Origin of the sequence: Nitrosococcus halophilus Nc 4 (assembly GCF_000024725.1) — a bacterium.
Taxonomy (GTDB): Bacteria; Pseudomonadota; Gammaproteobacteria; order Nitrosococcales; family Nitrosococcaceae; genus Nitrosococcus; species Nitrosococcus halophilus.
Genome location: NC_013960.1, coordinates 854862 through 877757, shown reverse-complemented (window position 1 = coordinate 877757; position 22896 = coordinate 854862). Strand labels below are relative to the sequence as shown.

Annotated in this window: 22 protein-coding genes; 12 read left to right on the top strand and 10 right to left on the bottom strand. The window is 52.2% G+C overall.

Annotated elements, in window-relative coordinates; translation table 11 throughout:
* Window positions 1-15 precede the first annotated feature (15 nt).
* Complete coding sequence (locus NHAL_RS04230) at window positions 16-1419, bottom strand: DUF3482 domain-containing protein (RefSeq protein ID WP_013031929.1); 1404 nt, start codon at window positions 1417-1419, stop codon at window positions 16-18.
* Complete coding sequence (locus tag NHAL_RS04225; protein ID WP_013031928.1) at window positions 1419-2960, bottom strand: DUF2868 domain-containing protein; 1542 nt, start codon at window positions 2958-2960, stop codon at window positions 1419-1421. Before NHAL_RS04225 ends, NHAL_RS04230 begins: the two co-directional genes overlap by 1 nt.
* 366 nt (window positions 2961-3326) lie before the next feature.
* Here NHAL_RS04225 and ccmA point away from each other — a divergent pair, with 366 nt between their 5' ends.
* The 9 genes from ccmA (at window position 3327) to ccmI (ending at window position 10508) form a co-directional block, all read left to right on the top strand.
* Window positions 3327-3977, top strand: coding sequence for a cytochrome c biogenesis heme-transporting ATPase CcmA (gene ccmA, locus NHAL_RS04220; RefSeq protein ID WP_013031927.1), 651 nt, complete (start codon window positions 3327-3329; stop codon window positions 3975-3977).
* A gap of 8 nt (window positions 3978-3985) precedes the next feature.
* The gene (gene ccmB / locus NHAL_RS04215; RefSeq protein WP_013031926.1) at window positions 3986-4690 is read left to right on the top strand and encodes a heme exporter protein CcmB; all 705 of its coding nucleotides are present in this window, start codon (window positions 3986-3988) and stop codon (window positions 4688-4690) included.
* A 9-nt stretch (window positions 4691-4699) separates the two neighbouring features.
* Window positions 4700-5452 carry a heme ABC transporter permease gene (locus tag NHAL_RS04210; protein WP_013031925.1) on the top strand — a complete coding sequence of 251 codons (753 nt, stop codon included), beginning with the start codon at window positions 4700-4702 and terminating at the stop codon, window positions 5450-5452.
* A gap of 224 nt (window positions 5453-5676) precedes the next feature.
* Window positions 5677-5835: a heme exporter protein CcmD gene (ccmD, locus tag NHAL_RS04205; RefSeq protein ID WP_013031924.1), complete on the top strand. Its 159-nt coding sequence runs from the start codon at window positions 5677-5679 to the stop codon at window positions 5833-5835.
* Window positions 5832-6275: a cytochrome c maturation protein CcmE gene (gene ccmE, locus NHAL_RS04200; protein WP_013031923.1), complete on the top strand. Its 444-nt coding sequence runs from the start codon at window positions 5832-5834 to the stop codon at window positions 6273-6275. The genes ccmD and ccmE overlap by 4 nt, the downstream gene beginning before the upstream one ends.
* Window positions 6272-8257: a heme lyase CcmF/NrfE family subunit gene (locus tag NHAL_RS04195; protein WP_013031922.1), complete on the top strand. Its 1986-nt coding sequence runs from the start codon at window positions 6272-6274 to the stop codon at window positions 8255-8257. The genes ccmE and NHAL_RS04195 overlap by 4 nt, the downstream gene beginning before the upstream one ends.
* Window positions 8257-8790, top strand: coding sequence for a DsbE family thiol:disulfide interchange protein (locus NHAL_RS04190; RefSeq protein WP_013031921.1), 534 nt, complete (start codon window positions 8257-8259; stop codon window positions 8788-8790). Before NHAL_RS04195 ends, NHAL_RS04190 begins: the two co-directional genes overlap by 1 nt.
* A gap of 1 nt (window position 8791) precedes the next feature.
* Window positions 8792-9247 carry a cytochrome c-type biogenesis protein gene (locus NHAL_RS04185; RefSeq protein ID WP_013031920.1) on the top strand — a complete coding sequence of 152 codons (456 nt, stop codon included), beginning with the start codon at window positions 8792-8794 and terminating at the stop codon, window positions 9245-9247.
* Window position 9248: 1 nt separating this feature from the next.
* On the top strand, window positions 9249-10508 hold the full coding sequence (gene ccmI, locus NHAL_RS04180) for a c-type cytochrome biogenesis protein CcmI (RefSeq protein WP_013031919.1): 1260 nt from the start codon (window positions 9249-9251) through the stop codon (window positions 10506-10508).
* A gap of 94 nt (window positions 10509-10602) precedes the next feature.
* Here ccmI and NHAL_RS04175 read toward each other — a convergent pair whose 3' ends face one another.
* The 8 genes from NHAL_RS04175 to NHAL_RS04140 all read right to left on the bottom strand — a co-directional run bounded on the left by NHAL_RS04175 (window position 10603) and on the right by NHAL_RS04140 (window position 20018).
* Window positions 10603-11493, bottom strand: a complete 891-nt coding sequence (locus tag NHAL_RS04175; RefSeq protein WP_013031918.1) for a LysM peptidoglycan-binding domain-containing protein — start codon at window positions 11491-11493, stop codon at window positions 10603-10605.
* A 69-nt stretch (window positions 11494-11562) separates the two neighbouring features.
* A complete protein-coding gene (coq7, locus tag NHAL_RS04170) occupies window positions 11563-12210 on the bottom strand; it encodes a 2-polyprenyl-3-methyl-6-methoxy-1,4-benzoquinone monooxygenase (RefSeq protein ID WP_013031917.1) in 648 nt (215 codons plus the stop codon).
* Window positions 12211-12336: 126 nt separating this feature from the next.
* On the bottom strand, window positions 12337-13587 hold the full coding sequence (locus NHAL_RS04165; RefSeq protein WP_238985437.1) for a (Fe-S)-binding protein: 1251 nt from the start codon (window positions 13585-13587) through the stop codon (window positions 12337-12339).
* Window positions 13588-13972: 385 nt separating this feature from the next.
* Window positions 13973-14602 (bottom strand): protein-L-isoaspartate(D-aspartate) O-methyltransferase, encoded by a 630-nt coding sequence (locus tag NHAL_RS04160; RefSeq protein WP_157862619.1) that lies wholly within the window; start codon window positions 14600-14602, stop codon window positions 13973-13975.
* A 148-nt stretch (window positions 14603-14750) separates the two neighbouring features.
* A complete protein-coding gene (locus tag NHAL_RS04155; protein WP_013031914.1) occupies window positions 14751-16766 on the bottom strand; it encodes an ABC transporter ATP-binding protein in 2016 nt (671 codons plus the stop codon).
* The gene (locus NHAL_RS04150) at window positions 16759-17628 is read right to left on the bottom strand and encodes an ion transporter (protein ID WP_013031913.1); all 870 of its coding nucleotides are present in this window, start codon (window positions 17626-17628) and stop codon (window positions 16759-16761) included. Before NHAL_RS04150 ends, NHAL_RS04155 begins: the two co-directional genes overlap by 8 nt.
* Before the next feature lie 2 nt (window positions 17629-17630).
* A complete protein-coding gene (locus NHAL_RS04145; RefSeq protein ID WP_041355399.1) occupies window positions 17631-19037 on the bottom strand; it encodes an ABC transporter permease subunit in 1407 nt (468 codons plus the stop codon).
* Window positions 19038-19040: 3 nt separating this feature from the next.
* Complete coding sequence (locus NHAL_RS04140; protein WP_013031911.1) at window positions 19041-20018, bottom strand: ABC transporter permease; 978 nt, start codon at window positions 20016-20018, stop codon at window positions 19041-19043.
* 223 nt (window positions 20019-20241) lie between these two features.
* On the opposite strand from NHAL_RS04140, the gene NHAL_RS04135 reads away from it, so the two are divergent.
* The 3 genes from NHAL_RS04135 to NHAL_RS04125 all read left to right on the top strand — a co-directional run bounded on the left by NHAL_RS04135 (window position 20242) and on the right by NHAL_RS04125 (window position 22733).
* Entirely contained in the window at window positions 20242-20538 is a 297-nt protein-coding gene (locus NHAL_RS04135; protein ID WP_013031910.1) for a hypothetical protein, read from the top strand.
* 108 nt (window positions 20539-20646) lie between these two features.
* Window positions 20647-21318, top strand: a complete 672-nt coding sequence (locus NHAL_RS04130; protein ID WP_238985436.1) for a hypothetical protein — start codon at window positions 20647-20649, stop codon at window positions 21316-21318.
* 77 nt (window positions 21319-21395) lie between these two features.
* On the top strand, window positions 21396-22733 hold the full coding sequence (locus NHAL_RS04125) for a sigma 54-dependent Fis family transcriptional regulator (protein WP_013031908.1): 1338 nt from the start codon (window positions 21396-21398) through the stop codon (window positions 22731-22733).
* Window positions 22734-22896: the final 163 nt, after the last annotated feature.

Below are 22896 nucleotides of genomic sequence, written 5' to 3'. Positions count from 1 at the left end.
CTCAAGAAAAAAAGCCTAGACGATTCGATCCGTCTCTTCCATGACCCCCTCAAGGATCCCGGCAAGGTGGTCTACCAAGGCCGGATCGAAGCTGCCGTCATCAGTGTTTCGAAGTCGGGTAAATACCTTTTCTAACCTTTTCCGCTGATGCTCTGGGATAGAGCGGGCACTCGCAGTTTCAGTGGCATTATCAAGGCTGAGAATATCCCGTTGGGCGTGAGTCCGGCGTGTCACTGCGGCATGATGATAGAGCGCCCGCCCCAGCACCACATAGGGGAAATTAATATTGCGTGCTGGTCCAACTCGCAGTTCCGTTCCCCCCAATGGCAACCCTAACATTTTGACATCCGAAATTCGATTATAAGAAAACCAAGCGGAAGCTCCCCCCACCATAGAGCCAACGGCAGCTCCCAACAAGAAAGAAGTCCCGCCCACGGCAAGATCCACGCCCGATCCGACCAGCGCCCCACTTGCCGCTCCCGTTGCCAGCAATTGACGCCGTTTTAGCCCCCAGATATTCCAACTATCTAGAGAAAAGAGATCTTCATCGAGGACTTCAATTTCTCTTTCTTGGCTTTTCAACTCATGGTAGTCATAAATATCTTCAATGGCGCGGCGACCCTTTTGCTCAAGACTACGCAACCTTGCTTTATACTTCTGAGTCAATGATAGCTCGTAGGAACGGGGATCCTCCTCAGAAGAGACTCGCTTGGTCACATTAAGCGTAATCATATCCGCCAACATCTCCGCGACGCGCAAAGCACTGCGCTGACGCCGGGTGCGGCGATCTTCTTCTAGAATTTTCACCGCCCGGCTCAGGGGAGCCTGCCATTCCTCTCGCAACTGACCAAAGGCCTTGAGTAATTCAAGCCGCTTGTGAAACTCTGCCGTAACGGCGTTAAATACCCGGACAATCCTAAAATACTGGCCTAGTGCCGCACGCCATTCTTCAATATAATTGTCGTGGCCGATCATATTGATAAGCGCAATGCTAGGCTGCCCGGTCCACCGCAGAATTTCCATCTCAGCTTCATACTCCTCACCATAGGGGCGAGAGCCATCGATGACATACAAAATACCGGCCCCCTTCATAAGAGGGTCAAGCAGCTCGCATTCATCCACGAATTTACCTGTATTGCGGTGAGTTTTCACAAACTGGCGGACCACGGCAGCCCGCTCTGCCGCCGTTGCCGCCCGTGCCTTCATCCACGCCAACACCTGTCGCGCCCGCTGAAATCCGGGCGTATCTATCAAGATATATTGAACCTCGCCATCCACCTTCATGGGGAAATAGCGGCATTTGGCGGTAGTACCCGGTATCGATGAAATTTGGACCGATTCATCTTGGGCAAGCGTGGCGACAATACTCGATTTGCCCTTGTTAGGATGACCCACCACCGCAAAGACAGGAGCAGACATTAGTTTGCCTCAAAATTCAATGGCCGAAAATCAAGCTGGGGGTCCCCCAAACCCTGCAGTTTTTTCCGCCAAATATCCAAGTCATTAGAATCGACAGCAACAAGATCCCGTTCATAGTTGAGCGCCAACGGGATCACCGTAATCAACCGCTGCGGTCCCAAAGCAGTCCGCAGCGCTTCTAAAAAATCCAAGAAATCCAAGAGCGGAGGTTCCCATGACTTCACGGTGATGATAAGGGCGACGTCATCTCCCGCCCTACGCAATTCCTCGATGACACGCTGGTCCTGCTCGATGGGATTTTTACCCCCCGCATGAAGCACATGATTGATGTTTATCCCCATAGCCAACCGCAGTGCATCTTCCAGGCGGCTTTCATCCATATTAATCCCGGCCCAATTGACCAGATGCCCCTTAGCTCCGGCAAAATTCTTACCATGAAAGGGCCGAATTGCTTCAGGAGCCGGTGCTACCCTGGCTTCAGGCTCTACCGCCGCCGTTTCCACCACCGCATGATTCATCCGATCAAGTACCTGGGTCGCCCCTGGTGCATGGACAAAAGCATTATTGAGCGCGGCGTTAAAACGCCAACGGGCGAAAACTAATGTAAAAAGCCTTGGCAACAACCCATAAAAGATGATGCACATGAACAGAAATTCCCACCACTGGCCGAGCGCCACCACATCCTTAGTCGCCAACTTCACTCCATTGGGCAACATTCCCCCATTTAGCCGATAAAACCGGGTGACCTCAATCAGTTCAACAGAAGGCACCGCGCCCCCTAGCCAATCACGCCAAGGCCAAGCCAGTTGCTCCATGAGCCAATGGAACCTTTCAGTCGGGAACTCCAGGGTAGTACTCCACCCAAAGGCCAGATCAGAAATGGTGACTAAATAAAGGCAACTGATTAATGCGCCCAAATTAAAAGCCACAGCGAACACCTGGGAGAGTTGCAAAATCAACCATTTTCTCACCTGACCGTAAGTGATGTGGCGCGCCTTTTGGCGGCCTAAGGCAGCCTCGAGGGCTAAGCGAGAGTCTGATGATAGAAAGCGCGCAATGACCGGGGCGAGTCGCCCTGGACTCAACACGCCAAAGAAATCCTGCAATAGTCGTGCTCCGGGAATAAACCGGAGCAAATTCCGGGGTAACGCAAGGATGGCGGACATCAACAAAAGCAAGAGTTGCAGTCCCACAAATACGGCCAATACGCTGACCACATTGACCGGTTGTGTGCCATCATAAGCGAATACCCCGAGGGCAGTTACCCAACCGACAACCACGCCTAGAAAAAACAATGTCAGCGTAATTAAACGAAGGGTTTTGGCGGCATTATCGCCAGGAAGTGCCCCTTTACCTTCCGTGACCCGCCATAACCAATAACGAAGTTGACTCCGGGGATTGTTTGCAAGGTGCCTCAGTTCCCGCCCAATATGACGGTCACGATGGCGCAGCTCTCCAGGATCCATGGCTGCATCCAAATCCATTTGCACGTTGAGGTCCACTAAGTCGGCGAGAATCGAACGATGTGATGCATGCTCCATAAAGCCACTGTTTCTTACTCAAAAGGTGACTGGGCCCCTTCAAGACAGGACATGATATTTAAACACCGGTTACCCGCCTCTGACGAATTGCTAGGGCATGATGGTTTGTGGTATTTACGCCCACCACGACGACAGGCTGACTAACTAAAACACTAAGCCAATAGGGGGAGTGTGGAACTACATTTGAACTGTTAGTCTAATTTCGGGTATAACCCAGCTAGTGTAGCATATTTCAGGGTTTTGGTAGCCCCTAGGCTTTGCCCCTTCATAAATCTCACGGATAGTGGTGGTAAAAATGGTAAAATCTCCAATCATGCTATTATATTTTGTCGATTTGAGCACACAGGGGGAAAGGAAAGCCTGACCATGGGCAAAAGCAACGGTAAACAGACGGTGCCGGACCAAGAACAACCACAACTCCAGGTGGAAGAACTGACTTGCCGTCGTGGTGAGCGATTACTCTTTGAAAATATGAGCTTCACCGTGAAAGCGGGGGACGTACTTGAGGTCTCCGGTCACAACGGCTCAGGTAAGACCAGCTTACTACGTCTACTGTGTGGGTTGTTGATACCCGAGAAAGGGGCGCTACTGTGGCGTGGTCAACCCATCGATAAAATAAAACCGCTGTATCACAGCGAGCTCGCCTATGTCGGCCATACCGATGCCATCAAGGGAGATTTGACTGCCTATGAGAATCTTATAATCGCGGGGGCACTCAATGGGGGAGGCATGGACCCAGAGCAGGCCCTAGAACGAGTAGGTTTATCCAGAATTCGGGAACTCCCTGGTCGCTTCCTCTCGGCAGGGCAACGTCGTCGCTTGGCACTCGCCCGGCTATTAGTGAACCGGGCACGATTATGGCTCTTGGATGAACCCTTTACAGCTTTGGATAAGAGGGCCATCCGGACCATCGCTACTTTACTGGAAGAGCATGCTGCGGCAGGAGGGATGGCGGTTTTTACCAGCCATCATGCCATCAATATCGCCCACGCTCGAACCTTAGACATCTCTGCCTAGACTTCCCTATGACTAGCTTAGCCTTACCAATGAACGGCTCTACCCTCTCTCAAGCTTGCTGGTGGCTTGCCAAGCGGGATCTTCTCTTGGTACTCAGACACCGCAGCGACGCGGCCAACCCACTCCTATTTTTTCTGATGGTGGCCAGTATTTTTCCCCTCGGCATCGGGCCGGAAACTGATATTCTGCGGCAAATTGCACCGGGTATCATCTGGATCGCAGCTTTGCTTGCCACTTTGCTTTCTCTAGAAGCAATGTTCCGATCGGATTTCGATGACGGCAGCCTAGAGCAACTGATTCTGAGCCCCCACCCCTTGCCCCTCTTGGTGCTTGCAAAGACCTTCGCTCATTGGCTAGCTACAGGCCTGCCGCTAATTTTGTTAGCTCCCCTTTTAGGGTTAATATTTGGGATCTCTGGCTGGCCTCTAGTGGTCTTATTAATGACGCTCTTGGTAGGCACACCTGCCCTGAGTTTAGTGGGGGCAGTGGGTGTTGCCCTGACCGTAGGATTAAGACGGGGTGGACTATTGCTTGCCTTGCTACTGCTCCCATTGTATGTCCCTATACTGATCTTCAGTGCTGGCGCTGTAGAAACAGCAGCTCGGGGCTTACCTGCCGATGGTCAGCTTTATCTTCTTAGCGCCCTATTAATACTGGCCGCAACCTTGGCACCCATAGCCACCTCGGCCGCTTTATGTATCCGAATGAGTTGAGCAAAACCGATGCACTACCTACCGTTCCATCATCGATACCAGCATTTAGCATCACCAAAGCACTTTTACATTTGGTCTAGCCGCCTGATTCCATGGCTGGCAAGCATAACTGTGCTCTTAATGATTGTCGGCCTCTACTGGGGGCTGGTAATAGCCCCCGTGGATTACCAACAGGGTGATAGCTACCGAATTATATTCATCCACGTTCCTAGCGCCTGGATGTCTCTGTTTATTTACATGGTGATGGCCTCAGCAGGCGCCATCGCCTTAATCTGGCGGGTCAAAGTTGCGGAAGCCATTGGTAGTGCAAGCGCTCCATTGGGCGCTTCCTTTACTTTGTTGGCGCTAATTACAGGATCCCTATGGGGCAAGCCCATGTGGGGAACCTGGTGGGTATGGGATGCGCGTCTGACCTCGGAGTTAGTCCTGTTATTCCTCTATTTAGGTTACATGGCGCTGCAGTCAGCCATCGAGGATCCCCGGCAGGCCGCCCGGGCGACTGCTATCCTCGCCCTGGTCGGGGTAGTGGATTTGCCCATTATCCATTACTCGGTAGAATGGTGGAATACCCTGCATCAAGGGCCGACGGTCACTAAATTCGACGCCCCTTCCATTCACTGGAGTATGTTGGTCCCCTTGCTCATCATGGCGACAGCATTCATGACTTACTATGGAGCTTTGCTCCTGCATCGGACTCGTTCGGAGCTCCTTGAGCGGGAACGCAATAACAACTGGGTCAAACAAGTGCTCAATTCTTCGTAGCTTCTTTATTTTCTCGATTATTTAAGTTTTGCGAATAACGATGAACAATGAACTACCACACCCTTCTGGGGTCCATTTCACGGGCAGGCTTTCTCAATGATATCGCTGGAAAGGTTTAAATGCCCTAGCTGCTAGGGCATTGCCATAGCCGGAGAAACCGCTAACCGGCCTTTAATTACGATAGTTATATTTTCAATCACTACCTCGAAATTTGCTCCCGAGTTATGAATATATTGCAGGAATTTTTCCATATGGGCGGATATGCCCTTTACGTGTGGACGGCCTACGGGATTGCTGCCATCGTATTGGTGGGCAACATTGTCCAAGCCCGAATCCGGCAACGCCGAATAACCCGTCAGATACAGCAGGAGGATAAGTCATGACTGTGCGCCAAAGACGGTTTGCGATGGTAATGCTGGTGGTTGTAGGAGTATCCATTGCCACCGGACTGGGACTAAAAGCCTTTCAAAAAAATATTCTCTTCTTTTACAACCCAACCCAGATCATGGCTGGAGAAGTTCCCCCGGACACTAACATCCGAGTCGGAGGGGTGGTGGTTGATGGTAGCGTGAAACGGGAAAATGGCAGCCTAGATATGCAGTTTGCGCTTACCGATATGGCGGAGACGGTGACCGTGGTCTATAGCGGCATCCTCCCTGATCTGTTTCGCGAAGGACAGGGGATCGTTGCCATGGGTAAACTCGGACCCAATAATGTATTTGAAGCCAGTGAAGTTTTGGCTAAACATGATGAAGAATACATGCCCCCGGAGGTTGCCGATGCACTAGCCAAAACCAAAGCCAGCACCGAGGACAAACTATGATTCCAGAACTTGGCCATCTTGCACTAATTCTTGCACTCACCCTAGCCCTCGCCCAATCGATATTGCCGCTTGTTGGAGCACAGCGTGGAGTCATCGGCTGGATGAACATGGCGCGAACTGCGGCCTACGGTCAGTGTTTCTTTTTAACTGTTGCTTTCACCTGTCTTGCCATCAGCTTTATCAATAATGATTTCTCCGTAGCCTACGTGGTCAACAATTCCAATTCCGCGTTACCGATGGCTTATCGCTTTGCCGCCATCTGGGGTTCCCACGAAGGCTCGTTACTGCTGTGGAGTCTCATTCTCGGCTTGTGGATGGTTGCCGTCGCCCTGTTTAGCCGTAGCATCCCCCTGGCTTATATCGCGCGCGTGTTGGCGGTAATGGGCATGATTAATGTCGGCTTTTTGCTGTTCATGATCCTGACCTCCAATCCGTTTTTACGCCACTTTCCCGCCCCCCTAGACGGGCAAGATCTCAATCCGTTGCTGCAAGACCCGGGTCTGGTCATCCATCCTCCCATGCTCTATATGGGTTACGTCGGCTTTTCCGTAGCCTTTAGCTTTGCCATCGCAGCGCTTATTGGCAAGCGCCTAGATGCAGCCTGGGCTCGGTGGTCCAGACCCTGGACAGTGGTCGCCTGGTTATTTTTATCCATCGGCATTACCTTAGGGAGCTGGTGGGCCTACTACGAGCTTGGCTGGGGCGGCTGGTGGTTTTGGGATCCGGTAGAAAATGCCTCTTTTATGCCATGGCTAGTTGGCACCGCTCTCATTCACTCCCTTGCGGTGACTGAAAAACGCGATGCCTTCAAACGCTGGACGGTATTACTCGCTATCTTTGCCTTTTCCCTCAGTCTGCTAGGAACTTTCCTGGTCCGTTCCGGGGTGCTCACTTCCGTACACGCCTTTGCCACCGATCCCACCCGCGGAGTCTTCATCCTGATCTTGCTGGGAATCGCCGTCGGCGGATCCCTGCTGCTCTATGCCATGCGGGCACCGTTGGTAAAAGACACCGGCCGTTTTCATCTCCTTTCCCGGGAAGGCTTTCTTTTGGCCAACAATGTAGTACTCATCGTGGCGGCCGGCAGTGTGTTGCTGGGCACCCTCTATCCGCTGGTTCTCGAGGGCTTGGGGCTAGGTAAAATCTCAGTGGGCCCGCCCTATTTTGACACCGTGTTTGTGCCTTTAATGGTCATCCTGGCCTTTCTGTTAGGCGCAGGCCCCATAGCACGCTGGAGGCAACAAAGCCTGGGTGAACTCATCAAAAGACTAGGTTTTATCTTTGCCATCAGCCTAACCATTGGGATCCTGGTGCCTTATGCCGTTGATAAAGGAGAAATTCTTAGCGTAGCTGCTGGACTTACGGTCGCTATCTGGATCGCCCTGAGCACTCTTCTTGGGCTCTGGAATCGGCTTAGAAACCGGGGTGGAGTTGCAGGGGTAAGTTCCCTATCGCGAAGCTTTATGGGAATGTCCCTGGCCCATCTGGGTTTTGCCGTCTCCATTGTAGGGGTCACCTTAACAACGATGTATGGGCAGGATCGGGATGTGGGCGTTGCCATTGGCGAAGCCGCAGAATTAGGCGCCTATGAATTCCGTTTAGATGACATTCGTGAGGTAAATGGCCCCAACTACCGGGCCCTCGAAGGAACCGTATCCGTTCTCAAGGGTGGAGAATTGATCACTACGCTCCAAACCCAGAAACGTATCTACCGGGTCCAAACCTCCCCCATGACAGAAGCCGGCATTGATGCAGGCTTGTTCCGAGACTTGTTTGTCGCCCTGGGAGACTCACTGGGGAACAATACTTGGAGTCTGCGCATTCAATTTAAGCCTTTTGTGCGCTGGATCTGGCTAGGAGGATTGTTAATGGCCCTAGGTGGTGCCGTTGCAGTCAGCGATCGGCGTTATCGGGTGAGCATGCAGAAAATGCGTTTTAAGCAGCTCAAAACTTCTCAACCTGCGGCTACAGCTGAAGTCTAATGTTGCGCTATACCATTCCCTTAATCGTTTTTATAGGCTTAGTGCTATTTTTTGCCGATGGACTGCAACGGGATCCTCGACAGGTCCCGTCGCCGTTCATTGACAAACCGGCTCCAGAACTCGGGGTACCTCGGCTTAAAACGCCTGACCAAGAAATCTACCGCAGTGATCTGCTAGGCAAGCCGGCCCTGATCAATGTGTGGGCCAGTTGGTGCGTCGCCTGCCGCGCAGAGCATGAGGTTCTGCTCCGTCTAGCACGAGAAACCCAATTGCCCATCATTGGCCTCAACTACAAAGACAAACGGGAAGCAGCACTCCAGTGGCTAGCCAACCTAGGCGATCCTTATACGACCATTGCGGTGGATGCCGACGGCCAGGTGGGTATCGAGTGGGGCGTTTACGGGGTTCCCGAGTCCTTTCTCCTCGATCCCCAAGGTGTTATCCGTTATAAGCAAATTGGACCCTTAACCTGGAAGGTCGTTGAAGAGGAGCTAATCCCTTTAATTCAGTCATTCGAGACTCAAGGAGGTTGAAATGATACGGAGGTTGCTTCTGGTCATTACCTTAATGGGAACCCAGGCCTTCGCTGCCGATCCCGCTATCTTTGAGTTTGACGACCCAACCCAAGCAGCTAGATTTCAACAACTGGCTGAAGAATTGCGGTGCTTGGTCTGTCAAAATCAGTCCCTTGCCGACTCCCATGCCGACCTTGCCGGCGATTTGCGGCGTGAGATTCATCAAAAGATGCAAGAGGGCGCCACCAATGAAGAAATCGTTGATTTTTTGGTGCAGCGTTACGGAGATTTCGTTCTTTACCGCCCGCCCATACGACCCACTACTTATCTACTTTGGTTTGGGCCGGCATTACTCTTGGTACTGGGATTCGGCGTGTTCATTGTCTCAATGCGAAGACGTAACCAAAGCTTGACTCCTACCCTTTCTGAAGCAGAACACCGCCGTATGGCTAAATTACTGGAGGAAGAGGACTAAAATGACCTCCTTGTCGACATTTTGGATAGCTGCAGGGGTAATGGTACTCTTTGCCCTTAGCTTTTTACTCCCTCCCTTATTGCGTCGCCGTGATCAACAGACACTTGACGAAACTACCGCAGAAATTGCGGTCTATCGGGAACGGTTGCGGGAACTGCGCGCCGAATTGCGCAGCGGCACCCTCACTGAGGAACAATTCTCCCAGGCCCGGCGCGAGCTAGAAGAAGCGATGGCTGCCGATCTTGCCACGGGCTCCTCTGTTGAACTTAAAACAAAACGGCACTGGGCCACAGCCCTTATTTTGGTGGTACTCACCCCCTCACTGGCCTTTGTAACTTACCAGCAACTTGGGGCGAGTGATGAAGTCGCCCAGTTCTTGGCCATGGAAAAGGAATCTCAGCAAGAAATGGACAACATGCGCCATGCCATGGAAGGGCTCAAAGCACGCCTTGCAGAAAACCCTGAGGATATCCGAGGCTGGCAATTGCTAGGCCGGACCTACCTTGCGACTAATGAGTTTGCAAAAGCAGCAGAAGCATTAGGTCGTGCCTATGCTCTGGACGATGAAAATCCCGATGTCATCTTGGATTACGCGGAATCGCTTGCTGCAAGCCAAGGTCGGCGCCTCCAAGGAGCCCCTTTGAAGTTGGTACATCGCGCCCTTGAACTTGCCCCTCAACATCCCAAAGCATTATGGCTAGCCGCGGTAAATGCACTTCAAACCAGTCAAAACGAGGAGGCCAAAACCTATCTGGAACGGCTTGCTTCTCAACTCCCGCCAGGCAGTGAGGAAGAACGCATGGTACGCGCCCACCTAGCACAACTGTCGCCAGAAATGGCAGCCAGTGGAACCACAGAAGCCCGCAGCCAGGCAACGCCTCGTGCCAGCACTGATGAAGGGAGTAATCAAGCCCCCCGCATTGAGGTAAAAGTAGCGCTTGATCCAACCCTAGAGGGTGAAGTCTCTGAGACCTCTACCGTATTCGTTTTTGCCCGTGCCGCCCAAGGTCCACCGATGCCCTTGGCTGCCGCTCGTCATCAAGTTAAAGACTTGCCTCTAACGGTAGTGCTAGATGATTCCATGGCAATGATGCCTAGCATGAAGATGTCCAACTTTAACGAGTTTAAAGTCGGGGCTCGAATTTCTTGGTCAGGTAATCCAATGCCCCAAAGTGGCGATTTCGAAGGATTTGCCAAAGGTATTATTCCAGCAGCCCCTTCCGACCCCGTATCAGTGACGATTAACCAGCGCGTGCCTTAAAAGAAGAGGGGGAACGCCCTTCTCCTATAGAAGCTGAAGCTATGAAAAAAGGGCGAATCGCAAACGATTCGCCCTTTTTTTGACAATTATTCACTTATTTTGGGGCAGGAACGGTCAACTCCATCCCCACCAGCAGTTGGTTGGGATTTTCCAGACGATCCTGATTAGCTTCGTAGATTAAACGCCACTTATCCACATCACCATAAACACGCTTTGCAATAAGGGAGAGAGAATCGCCCGATTGAACAGTGACCGTTTTGGGAAATCCTTCCTGAGCTGCAGGCTTGGGCGGAGCTTTTTCCTTCGATGGAGTAATCGCAGCAAGTTCTTCCTCTTGCGCTTTTTGAATCTCCTTAAAGGATTCCTTCGTCTCTTGAGCTTCCTCTAATAGCTGCTCAGCTTCACTGAGTTCTTCAGTCAGCTGATCCGCTTTCTCTTCAACCGCCTGTTCTGCTTCCTTTTCAAGTACGGCTAATTCCTCATCAGAAAACTGGGGTTCATCCTGGGGAGAGATCGGAGTTTCTTCAGGAGCCCTCATTGCTGTCTCAGCTTCAGTAGCCGGAGTTTTTGGCTCCGCCATTTCTCGGCTGGGAGCCTCTTCTTCAGTGGGTTCTTCGATACCTCCTAACTCCTCCAAAATCGAAGCAAATTCGTCTTCTTCCTCGCTAGGGGCCGCGGAGGCAACTTCTTCTTCCGCCCTTGGTGGGGGAGGTTCCGCCTCGAGAGCTGGCTCGGTAGGACCTGGCTCAGCCACTTCCGGGCTAACGGTTTCGGCTTCCTCGCTGACCACTGCTCCTTCTTCACCTGAACGGTTGAGGTACATCCACACTGCACCCCCTGCCAGCACCACGATTAATAAAAGTACAATGATAATGGACCAAATCTGCCCTCGATTTTTGGACCGTCCATAATCAGGTCGTCCAGAACCAGACCGCCTGTAGGCGGACCGGACGTAGTTAGAATCGCTACGTTTAATACCGGCCATGGCTTGCTCCTATATAAATATTAACGACTTGAACATCTGACTCACTTTCTCTTGCATTCGTGAGAAAGGCTATACCCAATAAGCGGTTCGGGTCATTACTTTCGACACTATTCCCATTAAAGCCTTGACGGGCGTAGGTAGCTCTACACCACCGGATTCCAAGGCCACTGTGGCATGTCGAGCTTCATCCTTTTGCATTTGCTCCAAGATAGTTCGGCTCGGGGCATCCTGATCAGGAATACGATCTAAATGCCGCTCTAGATGCTTGACTACTTGACGTTCCGTCTCAGCGACAAAACCTAAGCTCCATTTGTCTCCCGCTATCCCCGCCAAGGAACCAATAGCAAGGGAACCGGTATACCAAAAAGGGTTTAAATAGCTGGTGTGAGTACCCAGCTCATGTACTCGCTGCTTGCACCAAGCAAGGTGATCATTCTCCTCGCGGGCTGCTCCTTCCATCGCCTGGCGAACCTCCGTAAGGCGTGCAGTCAACGCTTGTCCTTGGTATAAAGCCTGGGCGGCTACCTCACCGGCATGATTGACCCGCATCAGACATCCCGAAAGCCTCCGTTCTTCCTCGCTCATTGACCCCTCTTCCACAATGCCAGCGGCAGGATTAGCCCGCTCGGTCACTTGGGGTTCCCCGAAAACCGTGCGTAAAGCACTATCAAAATTGATGATGGCATAGTCAAGCCGCGACAACCTTCTCCCTTCCATTTCCTACTCCGTTACTATTATCGAGCAATTAATCTAAGGATAACCTGCTCCTATCTCGATGCAACAAAAAGACCTTTACCTCTCCCCTTATGCAGAAATAAAAAAAAGACTAAGTATATATTATTATTAAAGATTAAGCTGCCGGGCCAACAATTGCACAGGATGTAATACCTCGATAGGGAGGCCTGCCTCTCTTATCCCAGCCGCCAAGTGCAGAGAACACCCTATATTGGAGGTTACCAAAATATCAGGCTGAACTTTTCCTAAAGCCTCTACCTTCCTGGCACGCAGAGATTGGGCCAATGTTGGCTGGGTAAGCATATAACTTCCAGCCGCGCCGCAACATTGCTCGTTGTAGGGGAGTGGCAAGATATCCGCCTTTGGGATTCGGCGTAGTAAAGCATATACCGCCTCGTGTTGACGCAGGACATAGCGTAAACTGCAAGGTTCCTGCACAGCAACCCGTTTTTCTAAAGGCTTCAAGGTCGCTTCCCTCGGCCAAGCCGTGTCCAGTAAAAATTCATTAACCTCTCGAATCTTACGGGCAAAAGTGCGGGTAGCAGCGATCTCAGCTCCCTCCTCTTGCGCCCACTGGGGATAATCTACCAGGCTTGCGGTGCAGCCACTTGCAGTGCAAAGCACCGCCTCTACTTCCGCGTCCTCGAAGGACCTAACATTTTGCAATGCTAGCGCCCAGGCCTGTTCCGGTTCACCATCGTGTTTCGCCAAAGCGCCGCAACAAACCTGTCCTTTAGGAATATGAACTCCGTAACCCAGCCGATTGAGTAATTGCACTGTTGCCCTCAACAAAGGTTGTTCCACCACATTGGCAACACAACCGGTAAATAAAGCGACCCGACCTCGCTCTTCGTTCTCCGCAGGGTAAAAGGACCGCCAGCTTCGCTGGGGAGGCAATCTAGGCATAAGAGACTCCAATGGCCCCCCCCCTAAAGCTCCCAATAATCCACTCCGGCGAGCTAACCCAACGACTCCGGTGAGTTGGGCCAGCCTTACTACTCTTCCAAGGCCCCGGAGTATCATTGGACGGGGTATTATCCATTGGTGGAGAAAATGTTTCTTTAAGCGCTGCCAGCGGGAACGCTCCCCCCGAACCTGGGCACGGGCGGTGTCAATTAAGCGGCCATAAGGAACAAGAGAGGGGCAAACCGCCTCGCAGGCGCGGCAAGTCAGACATCGATCCAAATGACCGAGCAAGCGCGGGGTAGGAATGAGTTGATCTTTTGCCAATGCCCCCATAAGGGCAATCCGACCCCGGGGAGACTCACTTTCATCCCCCGTTAGACGGTAAGTAGGACAATGAGGCAGGCACAAGCCGCACATCACACAACGATCTGACCCTTGTTCGAGAAATGCCATTTTTTGGGCTTTATGGGGTGAACAAGAGTCCTGCTTGAAATGGAGCATAACGATTATGGATAGTTTAAAAAAAGATAGGAAATAGCAGAAATCATTATCCTAGCAACGGCAGTTGGAAGGAGCCAAGTGCGCGGGATAGCAAGGCGCGACCAACACCCTGGGCCGCCTCCAATAGGAGAATCAGCACTGCTAGCTGGCCCGCCAATCGTGCCACCAGGTGCGTAGCAACGCCACTTTAATGGTGAAACAGATCAGCGGCCAAAAAATTGGGATTCACAGCGCCCTCTCCAGTGCTTCTAAGCAGTCAAATGCCGTTTTTAGGATTATATCAGACCCAAGGCCACTCCCCGGCGGGGCAAATATTGCCCTATCCAGTTTTGTCAGCTCAATGTTCGCCGGTCAAGGGAACAAACTTAACGGGGATAAGCCGTCGAGTTTCTATTTCCCCCTCCAATCCTTTTCTTACCTGCATGAGCTGCTGGAAATCACGACCCACTGGAATCACCAAGACACCGCCAGGCTTAAGCTGCTCAATTAGTTTGGGAGGAATTTGTTCGGGGGCGGCAGTGACGACAATGGCATCAAAAGGGGCATGCTCTTCCCACCCATAGTAGCCGTCGCCAATCCGTACTTCGATGTTATCAAAGCCTAGCCGACGCAAACGTTCCGCCGCTTGTCTGCCTAACTCTGGAATAATCTCAATAGTATAGACTTGCTTGGCTAAGTGGGCTAATACCGCCCCCTGATAACCTGATCCCGTCCCCACTTCCAACACCACAGCTTCCGGATCAGGCTCCGCCAAATGGGTCATAAGCGCCACAATATAGGGCTGGGAAATCGTTTGCTTATCGCCAATAGGCAAAGGGTGATTCCGATAAGCAAGTCGACGATATTCTTCCGGCACAAACTGATGACGGGGCACTGTCCTCATCGCTTTCATGACCCGCGGATTCAAGCTGGGCTGATCTATCCATTGACTGGTGAGGCGGACCTGTTCTTCGATAGCCTGCACCATGGCGGCCCGCTCCTCAGCGTAATCATACTCTGCAACCGGGCTGCAAGCGCACAGGAACAGAACCAGCAAGAGGCGTTTCATACACACCACAGCTCCCTGGAATCTAAAGCAACCTTTAGTGATTAATAATTATAGAGAAAAAGATCCTTTAGCGATGTAAGAAACAGTAAACTTCATGGGTAGCGGAAATTTGAACAGCATTAGGATACTGCTCCCGGCAAATTGCCATGGCGTGGGAGCAGCGGTAATAAAAATGGCAACCCTTCGGTGGGTTGGCTGGTGAAGGGGGATCACCCCCGGAGTGGGTTACCTTCTTGGATTTTTGCTCCCCTTCTACCATTGGCACCGCCTCAAGAAGCATTTGGGTATAGGGGTGCCGGGGCTGCTGAAGCACTTCTGTTACCGTGCCTTCCTCCACGATACGGCCCAAATACATCACCGCGACCCGATGGGCCAAATATTCAACCACCGCCAAATTGTGGGTAATGAATAAATAGGACAAACCAAACTCGTGCTGCACTTCACGCAACAAATTGAGGATTTGCGCTTGAACCGAAACATCCAAGGCGCTAGTGGGCTCATCACAGACAATGAATTTAGGTTTGACGGCCAAGGCCCGGGCAATACAGATCCGCTGCCGCTGTCCCCCGGAAAACTCGTGGGGATAGCGATCCCGAATCTCAGGGGGCAACCCCACCCGCCGCAACAATTCAGCCACCCGTTGTCGCCGAACTTCAGCACTGCCCTCCACCCGCTGCACAATCATACCCTCTTCCACAATATCACCAATGGTCATACGTGGATTCATAGAGGCAAAGGGATCCTGGAAGATAATCTGAAAATCAGCCCGCCGTCGGCGCAGGGCGCGGCCTTTCAGCCGAGTCAATTCTTCACCACTAAACTGCACCCGACCGGCCGTCACCGGTAACAACTGCAGAATCCCCTTACCAGCAGTGGTCTTGCCACAGCCTGACTCGCCCACTAAAGCCAAAGTCTCAGCCCGCCGAATTCCCAGGGAAACCCCGTCGACCGCTTTGATATAGCCCTTAATCCGTTGCAAAATCCCCTTTCGAATGGGGAAATAAACTTTAAGGTCTTCAACCTGGAGCAAGGCCTGCCCGGTGGGCTGCACTGTTGACAAAGGTGAGCGATAACCATTGTCTTGGCCGGTATGAGGCCGGGTTGGCGCGATCTCCGGGTCATAAAGGTGACACCGAACATAGTGACCCGATTCAGCCAAAAGCCATTTAGGGGCCTGTCCCTGGCAAGCATCCCAAGCAAAATCACAACGGTCAGCAAAACGGCAAGCCTTAAAGGGTTGGGCCAAGGAGGGGACACTGCCGCGGATAACACTCAAACGCTGATCCCGTTTACCGCGGTGAGGAAGGGCCTCAAACAGCTTGCGGGAGTAAGGGTGAAGGGGATCGGTGAAAAAACGCTCCCGGCTCGCCTGTTCCACCAAATGGCCCGCGTACATCACCCCAATCCGATCGGCCACCTGGGACACCACGCCCAAATCATGGGTGATTAGGAGAATGGAGAGGCCTCGCTCCTCCTGCAGCCGCTTCAACAATGCTAGGATCTGAGCTTGGATGGTCACATCCAAAGCGGTGGTAGGCTCATCGGCAATCAGCAGCTCTGGTTCACCAGCGAGCGCCATGGCAATCATCACCCGCTGCTTCATCCCTCCCGAGAACTGGTGGGGATAATCATTTACGCGCTGCCCGGGATCAGGAATCCCCACTGCCTCCAAAAGATCTAGGATTCGGCGACGTAGAGAACGACCCCGCAGGCCGAGATGGACCCGTAAACTTTCGCCAATTTGATCCCCCACGGTAAACACAGGATTAAGGGAAGTCTGGGGTTCTTGAAAAATCATCGCCATCTTCCGGCCTCGCAGCTTGCGCATGGCCACTTCCGGCAACCCCAGCAGATCCTCCTCATCAAGGACGACCCTGCGTGCAGTCATATGGCCTGGGGGGGCAGGTATCAGGCGCATCACAGAAAGCGCCGTCATGGATTTACCACACCCCGACTCCCCCAGCAAAACAAAAGTCTCGCCCTGGCGAATGTCAAAATCTACCCCATCGACGGCCCGTACCGTCCCTGCCGGGGTTTCAAACCAGGTTTTGAGCCCTTCGACCCGCAACAAGGGCTCAATCAACGGGACGCTCCTTTACCTCCTCCAGGGGAGCCCGCGTTACCGTTTCTAGCCGCTCCTGCAATCGCCCTAAGGTGGCCTGGGTCTCCCGTAGTTCGGCAAGCAATTCCTCGGCCTTAGGGGGATGCCTTAACTCCTCCAAATGCTCCCGCTTTGCCGCCTCCAAATTGTTCAAGACCACCGCAATAAACAGATTAACCACCACGAAGGTGCCCACCACCACAAAGCTGACGAAATAAATCCAAGCCAAGGGATATTCTTCCATGGCGGTGTACATGACATCCGTCCAATCCTCTAAGGTGACCACTCGAAACAAAGTCAACAAAGAAAGGCCAAGGGAATTCCAATGGGCCGGATCATGTTCATGGAACAAGTGATAACCAATAACCGCATAGATATAAAACAGGATTGCCAACAGCAATAACACATGACCAATGCTAGGGATAGAGCGTACCAGGGTGCTGACCACAAGACGCATTTCCGGAACCGCAGAAATCAATCGCATCAGCCGGAATAAGCGGGCCAAGCGAGCGATAGGAGCAAACGGCCCGGTAGCCGGTATCAGGGAAAAAACAACCACAAAAAAATCAAATAAATTCCAACCATTACCGAAATAACGATTGTAATGGGGAGCAACGGCGTAAATTTTGAGAGCAGCTTCAATGACAAAAATGGCAATCACTATCTGATTGCCTATTTCCCAATAAGGGCCATACTCAGCTTCTAAACTTGGAACCGTTGCCAACCCCAAAATCACCCCGTTGATCACAATAACGGCGATAATAAACCGCTCAAAAGCCTTGGTTTCCACCAGGTTTCGGCAATATTGTCTTAGGGCTGGAGGATGCGTTTGTTCTACTGACATGATTACCTCGCTCGCGGGTCTAAAGCCTCCCGTACCACATCAGAAAATAGATTGGCGGCAAGCACTAGAATAAACATAAACAGGAAAGCTGCGGTCAGGGACCACCACACCATCGGTTCACGGGCCATTTCCAGGCGGGCGCTGTTGATCATATTGCCCCAGCTCATGGTCGCAGGATCAACCCCTACCCCTACATAGGACAATACCGCCTCGGCCAGCACCAAACCACTAAAATCCAACACTACCGATATCAAAACAATATGCATCACGTTGGGCAAAATATGACGGGATAAAATCTTGATCCGGCTTACCCCAAAGGCTTGGGCCGCCTGAACATAATCAACTTCCCGAAGCTTGAGAGTCTCTCCCCGCAGGATCCGACACAATCCCGTCCAACTGGTCACCCCAAGAATGAGGCAGAGAAATAAGAGGCGCAGGTCGGCTCGCTCAATCACGGTCTCAAACTGCTCCGGGTGGTTACCCATATAAACTTGCAACATCAGAATCGCCGCGGCGATGAGCAGTACCCCTGGAATAGAATTGAGAGTGGTATAAAGATATTGAATCGCATCATCCACCCAGCCCCGAAAATAGCCTGCGGCGATGCCCAGCACCAACGCAAAAGGCAGCATCACCAGGGTAGTGAGGGTGCCGATGACAAGCCCCGTACGAATACTCTTTAAGCTCTGATAAAAAACGTCTTGGCCAACTTTGTTGGTCCCTAAAATATGATAATCCTGGCTCAAAGCCGCCGCCATAAAAGCAAGCACCACGACAATCCCCGCCGTGATAAAGGCAACCCGCCAAGGAGCTTCCGGGCGGCCCCCCAAGACCTGCCCCAGATAAACGGGATAACTGACGCTTTGCCCTTTCGCCAACCAAGCCAATCCTAGAAGAGTGAAAAGCAACCAGCAAACAATACCACTGCCCCCCGCCCACAACGCCGTTTGCCCCACATCGTGCCAACGCGCCGACGGATCCGCTAAATGGGCGCCCCCGTATTGTAACCGGGGATAGGTGCGCAATTGCTCCCCATCCGGCAATTCCACCTGCTCCTTGACGTAAAGGTGAGTGGCAAAAGGGGCCGAGTAAGTGGTCTCTGTCTGTTTCCGCAAATGAGAAGCCCAGATATCCAGGAGACTGAGCACCTCGGGAGAGTATTGGACCCGGGTTGTCGGGGAGGAGGGGTGCTCCAAAGCCTGGCGTAAGTGGACTGAATCCAAGAGACCGATCACCGCATAGGCAAGGAGAATCACCAGGGCGATTTGGCCCCGACGGCTATGCAGAATGCGGCGCCAAGGTGCGCGTAGATGCTCACGCCGGCGGATCATCCCTATCCCCACGGCTAGCACCACCAACAATAGGTAAATAAGAATATCGGTCCAAAGAAAAACAGGCTGAAAAGGCATCATTTAGCTAAGGCGCACCCGGGGGTCCACCAAAGTATAAGAAATATCCGTCAAGATCAGCCCCAAGATATAAAGTACTGAACCCAGAAATACCATGGCCCGCACAATGGCAAAATCCTGGGCGTTGATGGCATCAATGGTATAACTGCCAAGGCCTGGGATGCCAAAAAAAGACTCCAAAATAAGGCTGCCTAGAAATAAGGTAGGCAAAATCACCACTGCCCCAGTCAAAATAGGGATCAAAGCATTTTTTAGTATATGCTTAAAGAGCACCTTGAACTCGGATAAGCCCTTTGCCCGGGCAGTGCGAACATAGTCCTTGCCCACCTCTTCCAGAAACAAAGTCCGATACCACCGGGTACCGGCGCCAATACCGGAAACAACCCCAATAATGACGGGTAAAATGATGAATTTGAAAGCCCCTAATCCACTCACATAGCCGGAAATAGGTACCAAATGCATCAGCTTGCCTACCAGGTATTGGCCAGTGATCACATAAAATAGGGTGGAGATAGACATTAAAACCACACAAAATACGACCCCCCCTAGGTCAAGATAGGTCCCGCGGAAAAATACAATAAATAGGGCAAAGGTAATATTAACCAATAAGCCCACCATAAACACGGGCACCGCAATGGCTAAACTGGGCCACATACGGGTACGGAGATCCTGTCCGATATCGCGACCATCATCGGCACGGCCAAAGCGGAAGGCAAATAAAGAAACAGATTTAGTAAAAAAAACAGTCTCGGTAAACTTTTCCTTCCCCTCCGCATCCCTATTCCAGAATAAGGGCTTATCATAACCTCGCTCCCGCTTCCAAGCCTCTATGGCTTCCTGAGTGACCCGCTTAGTTCCCAGATGCACCCGGGCCATGTCATCCGGGCTGTTGATTCCAAAAAACAAAATAAAGGTCAAAATATTGACCCCTACTAGAATCGGGATAGCATACAAGATACGACGAACAATATAAGCAAGCATATCTATTTAAAGTTATTAGGGTAGAAAGATGGAGACTATACTCTAGTCATGACAAGCTATTATGCTATTTAAAGATCACCTATCCAATGAGTCCCCTCCAGCGCCCATTGGCATCCGGGGGAACTCAGCCCTAAAGAAGGGCATGTCCTGCTCATCCTAGCGGAGGTTTAGCTCTCCGGTCATTGATAAAATATTCGATTTGCAACCCGAAGATGCGAAGACGATGAACTTGCAAGAATTCAAAAATCGACTAGCCGCCAATAATCCACCTCAGGATATCCCCTTACCGCTTCAGGCCTTATGGTATGAGGCTAAGGGGGATTGGGATCAAGCCCATCATCTTGCCCAATCAGCGGGGGATGCGGCAGGGGCTTGGGTCCACGCCTACCTGCACCGAAAGGAAGGGGACCTTTCAAATGCCGCCTATTGGTATTCCCGCGCTGGCAAAACCGTCTCCCAATTGCCTTTGAAGGCAGAATGGGAAGAAATCACCCAAGCATTGCTGCAACAACAGAGCTAAGGAATCACCATGAAAGCAATCTCATTGAAACCTTGGTTTTGGCTTACAATAGCAGGATTCTTGGCAATTGGAGGAGGAAGCCCTGCCTTTGGGGAGGAAACCCATATCATGATTCGTGCGCGCGCTGTTGACGCTAAATTTATTGGCAGCAGTGTCGGCGGCATGCGCGCTGTGGTAGAAGACGTAGAGACCGGTGCAATCCTGGCTCAAGGTCAGATTCGAGGGGACACCGGCGACACCGATTTATTAATGAGAACCCCTCCTGAGCGGGGTCAACGAATCACCACCGAAACCACGGCTGGCTATCTGGCCACGGTGGACCTCGAGCGGCCCCGCCTGCTACGTTTTCGAGTATGGGGTCCCACTGGTGCCCGCCAATCCCAGCAAGAGGCCACGGTGACCTCTTGGGTGATTCCCGGCAAGGATATTATTGGCGATGGTATAGTTATTGATTTACCCGGTTTCATTGTCGATGCCTGGACTCGGGTATCAGCCGGTGGCCAAACCGATATTTATGGGAAGATCACCATGATGTGTGGCTGTCCCATTATGCGCGATGGCCTATGGCCACCAGAGAAATTTGAAGTCAAAGCCATCTTGATGCAAAACGGCGAGAAATTGCGAGAAATCGCGCTCCCCTTTACCGGTTCTGTCAACCTTTTCCAAGGAAAAACAGTGATTGAAGAGCCGGGCGTTTATGAGGTGGTGGTCTATTCCTACGATAAAATGACAGGAAATACGGGGGCAAACCAAACCATGCTCCAAATCACTGGCCCATAAACCCTGGCCGGGACACCCAGATAAATGTCGATGGCCAAGGATTTTGCCAAGGTGCCCGCACCACAAGCAAGGCGAAGATGTCTGCGGAAAAGACCACCACCATAGCAGTCCCCCTGGGATCGGGTAGAGGCCGACGGCTCAAATTTGAAGCCCTTGCCTTAAAAGTGCTTTCAGGAGCTGACGCAGGATTAGAAGTCACCCTGTCCTTGCCTACGATAAGGATCGGCACCGCCCCCGATAATGACCTCATCTTGCACGACCGCTCAGTCTCCCGCCACCACGCCGAGATCCGTTCAACACCAGAGGGGTATCTCTTCCGTGATCTTGGCTCAACCAATGGCTCTTTTATCGAGTCTCTGCGGGTCACTGAAGCTATTCTTGGCATGGAGGTCACCGGCATGCTGGGCAGGACGCAAATCCTATTGCGCCACCTCACAGAAGAGCATGAAATAGCGGTAGCCCAGGATAATCAACTGGGCTCCTTAGTGGGGGGAAGCCAACCGATGCGTGAACTCTATGGCTTCTTGCGGGCGGTCGCCCCTACCCCCACGACTCTACTGATCCAAGGTGAATCCGGTTCGGGAAAGGAACTGGTCGCCCGCACCCTCCACCAACTTTCTCACCGCAATGGTCCCTTCGTTATCTTTGATGCCTCTGTGACCGATAGAGAGCTTATCCGCAGCGACCTGTTTGGGCATCTCAAAGGGGCCTTTACCGGTGCCGCCAGCAGCCGAGAAGGGGCCTTTCGCAAGGCGAATCAGGGAACTTTATTCATCGACGAAATCGGTGAGCTTCCCCTTGAGCTGCAACCTAGGCTCTTGAGAGCCCTGGAAAATCGCGAGGTGACCCCCCTTGGCTCAGACCAACCCATTCGAATCGATGTGCGCGTCATTGCAGCCACTCACCGCGATCTTGCCGCCATGGTCCAAGCAGGCACTTTCCGCGCTGACCTCTTTTATCGCCTTTCTGTCATCACAATCGACGTCCCTCCCCTACGGGATATCCCTGAAGACATCCCGCTGCTGGTGCAACACTTTCTCAAACAACGGGCCCTCGACTGTCACCTCACGCCCGCCGCCCTAAAGACACTGCAAGCTTATTCCTGGCCTGGAAATATCCGAGAGCTTCGCAATGTGCTGGAACGTGCTGCTGCTTTGGCAAAAGGAAAATCTATTCACCCCCAGGACCTCCACTTTCTCCCCCTTTCAACCGCCGAAGAATCTCCCTCCCAGTCTAGCCTTTCCCCGTCGCCCCCTGGCTCTCGGCTCAAAGCCTTAGAGCGGCAGATGATCCAAGAAGCCCTGGCGCGAAACCGGCACAATAAGGCCGCCACCGCTCGGGAATTAGGCATCTCACTTTCCACTTTGAAGCGCCGCCTAAAAGAGTATGCAATCCCCTCCCAGAGAAGGCCCTAACAGCCGGGAAAAGCTATAAAAAGCGGGTCAGATTGACCCGGCCGGTTCACTTTGAACCGGTTCATATTGCTCCTAGAGCAGCATGGGGCCTTATAGGGGAAAGGGAAATATCGCCCCGGCCCCCTTCTTCACCCCCTATCTCCTTCTCTTTTCCCGACTTAAA

Excerpts from the sequence above, each read along its gene's own strand:
- NHAL_RS04230 (WP_013031929.1), bottom strand. The coding sequence starts at position 1,419 with ATGTCTGCTCCTGTCTTTGCGGTGGTGGGTCATCCTAACAAGGGCAAA.
- NHAL_RS04225 (WP_013031928.1), bottom strand. The coding sequence starts at position 2,960 with ATGGAGCATGCATCACATCGTTCGATTCTCGCCGACTTAGTGGACCTC.
- ccmA (WP_013031927.1), top strand. The coding sequence starts at position 3,327 with ATGGGCAAAAGCAACGGTAAACAGACGGTGCCGGACCAAGAACAACCA.
- ccmB (WP_013031926.1), top strand. The coding sequence starts at position 3,986 with ATGACTAGCTTAGCCTTACCAATGAACGGCTCTACCCTCTCTCAAGCT.
- NHAL_RS04210 (WP_013031925.1), top strand. The coding sequence starts at position 4,700 with ATGCACTACCTACCGTTCCATCATCGATACCAGCATTTAGCATCACCA.
- ccmD (WP_013031924.1), top strand. The coding sequence starts at position 5,677 with ATGAATATATTGCAGGAATTTTTCCATATGGGCGGATATGCCCTTTAC.
- ccmE (WP_013031923.1), top strand. The coding sequence starts at position 5,832 with ATGACTGTGCGCCAAAGACGGTTTGCGATGGTAATGCTGGTGGTTGTA.
- NHAL_RS04195 (WP_013031922.1), top strand. The coding sequence starts at position 6,272 with ATGATTCCAGAACTTGGCCATCTTGCACTAATTCTTGCACTCACCCTA.
- NHAL_RS04190 (WP_013031921.1), top strand. The coding sequence starts at position 8,257 with ATGTTGCGCTATACCATTCCCTTAATCGTTTTTATAGGCTTAGTGCTA.
- NHAL_RS04185 (WP_013031920.1), top strand. The coding sequence starts at position 8,792 with ATGATACGGAGGTTGCTTCTGGTCATTACCTTAATGGGAACCCAGGCC.
- ccmI (WP_013031919.1), top strand. The coding sequence starts at position 9,249 with ATGACCTCCTTGTCGACATTTTGGATAGCTGCAGGGGTAATGGTACTC.
- NHAL_RS04175 (WP_013031918.1), bottom strand. The coding sequence starts at position 11,493 with ATGGCCGGTATTAAACGTAGCGATTCTAACTACGTCCGGTCCGCCTAC.
- coq7 (WP_013031917.1), bottom strand. The coding sequence starts at position 12,210 with ATGGAAGGGAGAAGGTTGTCGCGGCTTGACTATGCCATCATCAATTTT.
- NHAL_RS04165 (WP_238985437.1), bottom strand. The coding sequence starts at position 13,587 with ATGGCATTTCTCGAACAAGGGTCAGATCGTTGTGTGATGTGCGGCTTG.
- NHAL_RS04160 (WP_157862619.1), bottom strand. The coding sequence starts at position 14,602 with ATGGTGCAGGCTATCGAAGAACAGGTCCGCCTCACCAGTCAATGGATA.
- NHAL_RS04150 (WP_013031913.1), bottom strand. The coding sequence starts at position 17,628 with ATGTCAGTAGAACAAACGCATCCTCCAGCCCTAAGACAATATTGCCGA.
- NHAL_RS04145 (WP_041355399.1), bottom strand. The coding sequence starts at position 19,037 with ATGCCTTTTCAGCCTGTTTTTCTTTGGACCGATATTCTTATTTACCTA.
- NHAL_RS04140 (WP_013031911.1), bottom strand. The coding sequence starts at position 20,018 with ATGCTTGCTTATATTGTTCGTCGTATCTTGTATGCTATCCCGATTCTA.
- NHAL_RS04135 (WP_013031910.1), top strand. The coding sequence starts at position 20,242 with ATGAACTTGCAAGAATTCAAAAATCGACTAGCCGCCAATAATCCACCT.
- NHAL_RS04130 (WP_238985436.1), top strand. The coding sequence starts at position 20,647 with ATGATTCGTGCGCGCGCTGTTGACGCTAAATTTATTGGCAGCAGTGTC.
- NHAL_RS04125 (WP_013031908.1), top strand. The coding sequence starts at position 21,396 with ATGTCTGCGGAAAAGACCACCACCATAGCAGTCCCCCTGGGATCGGGT.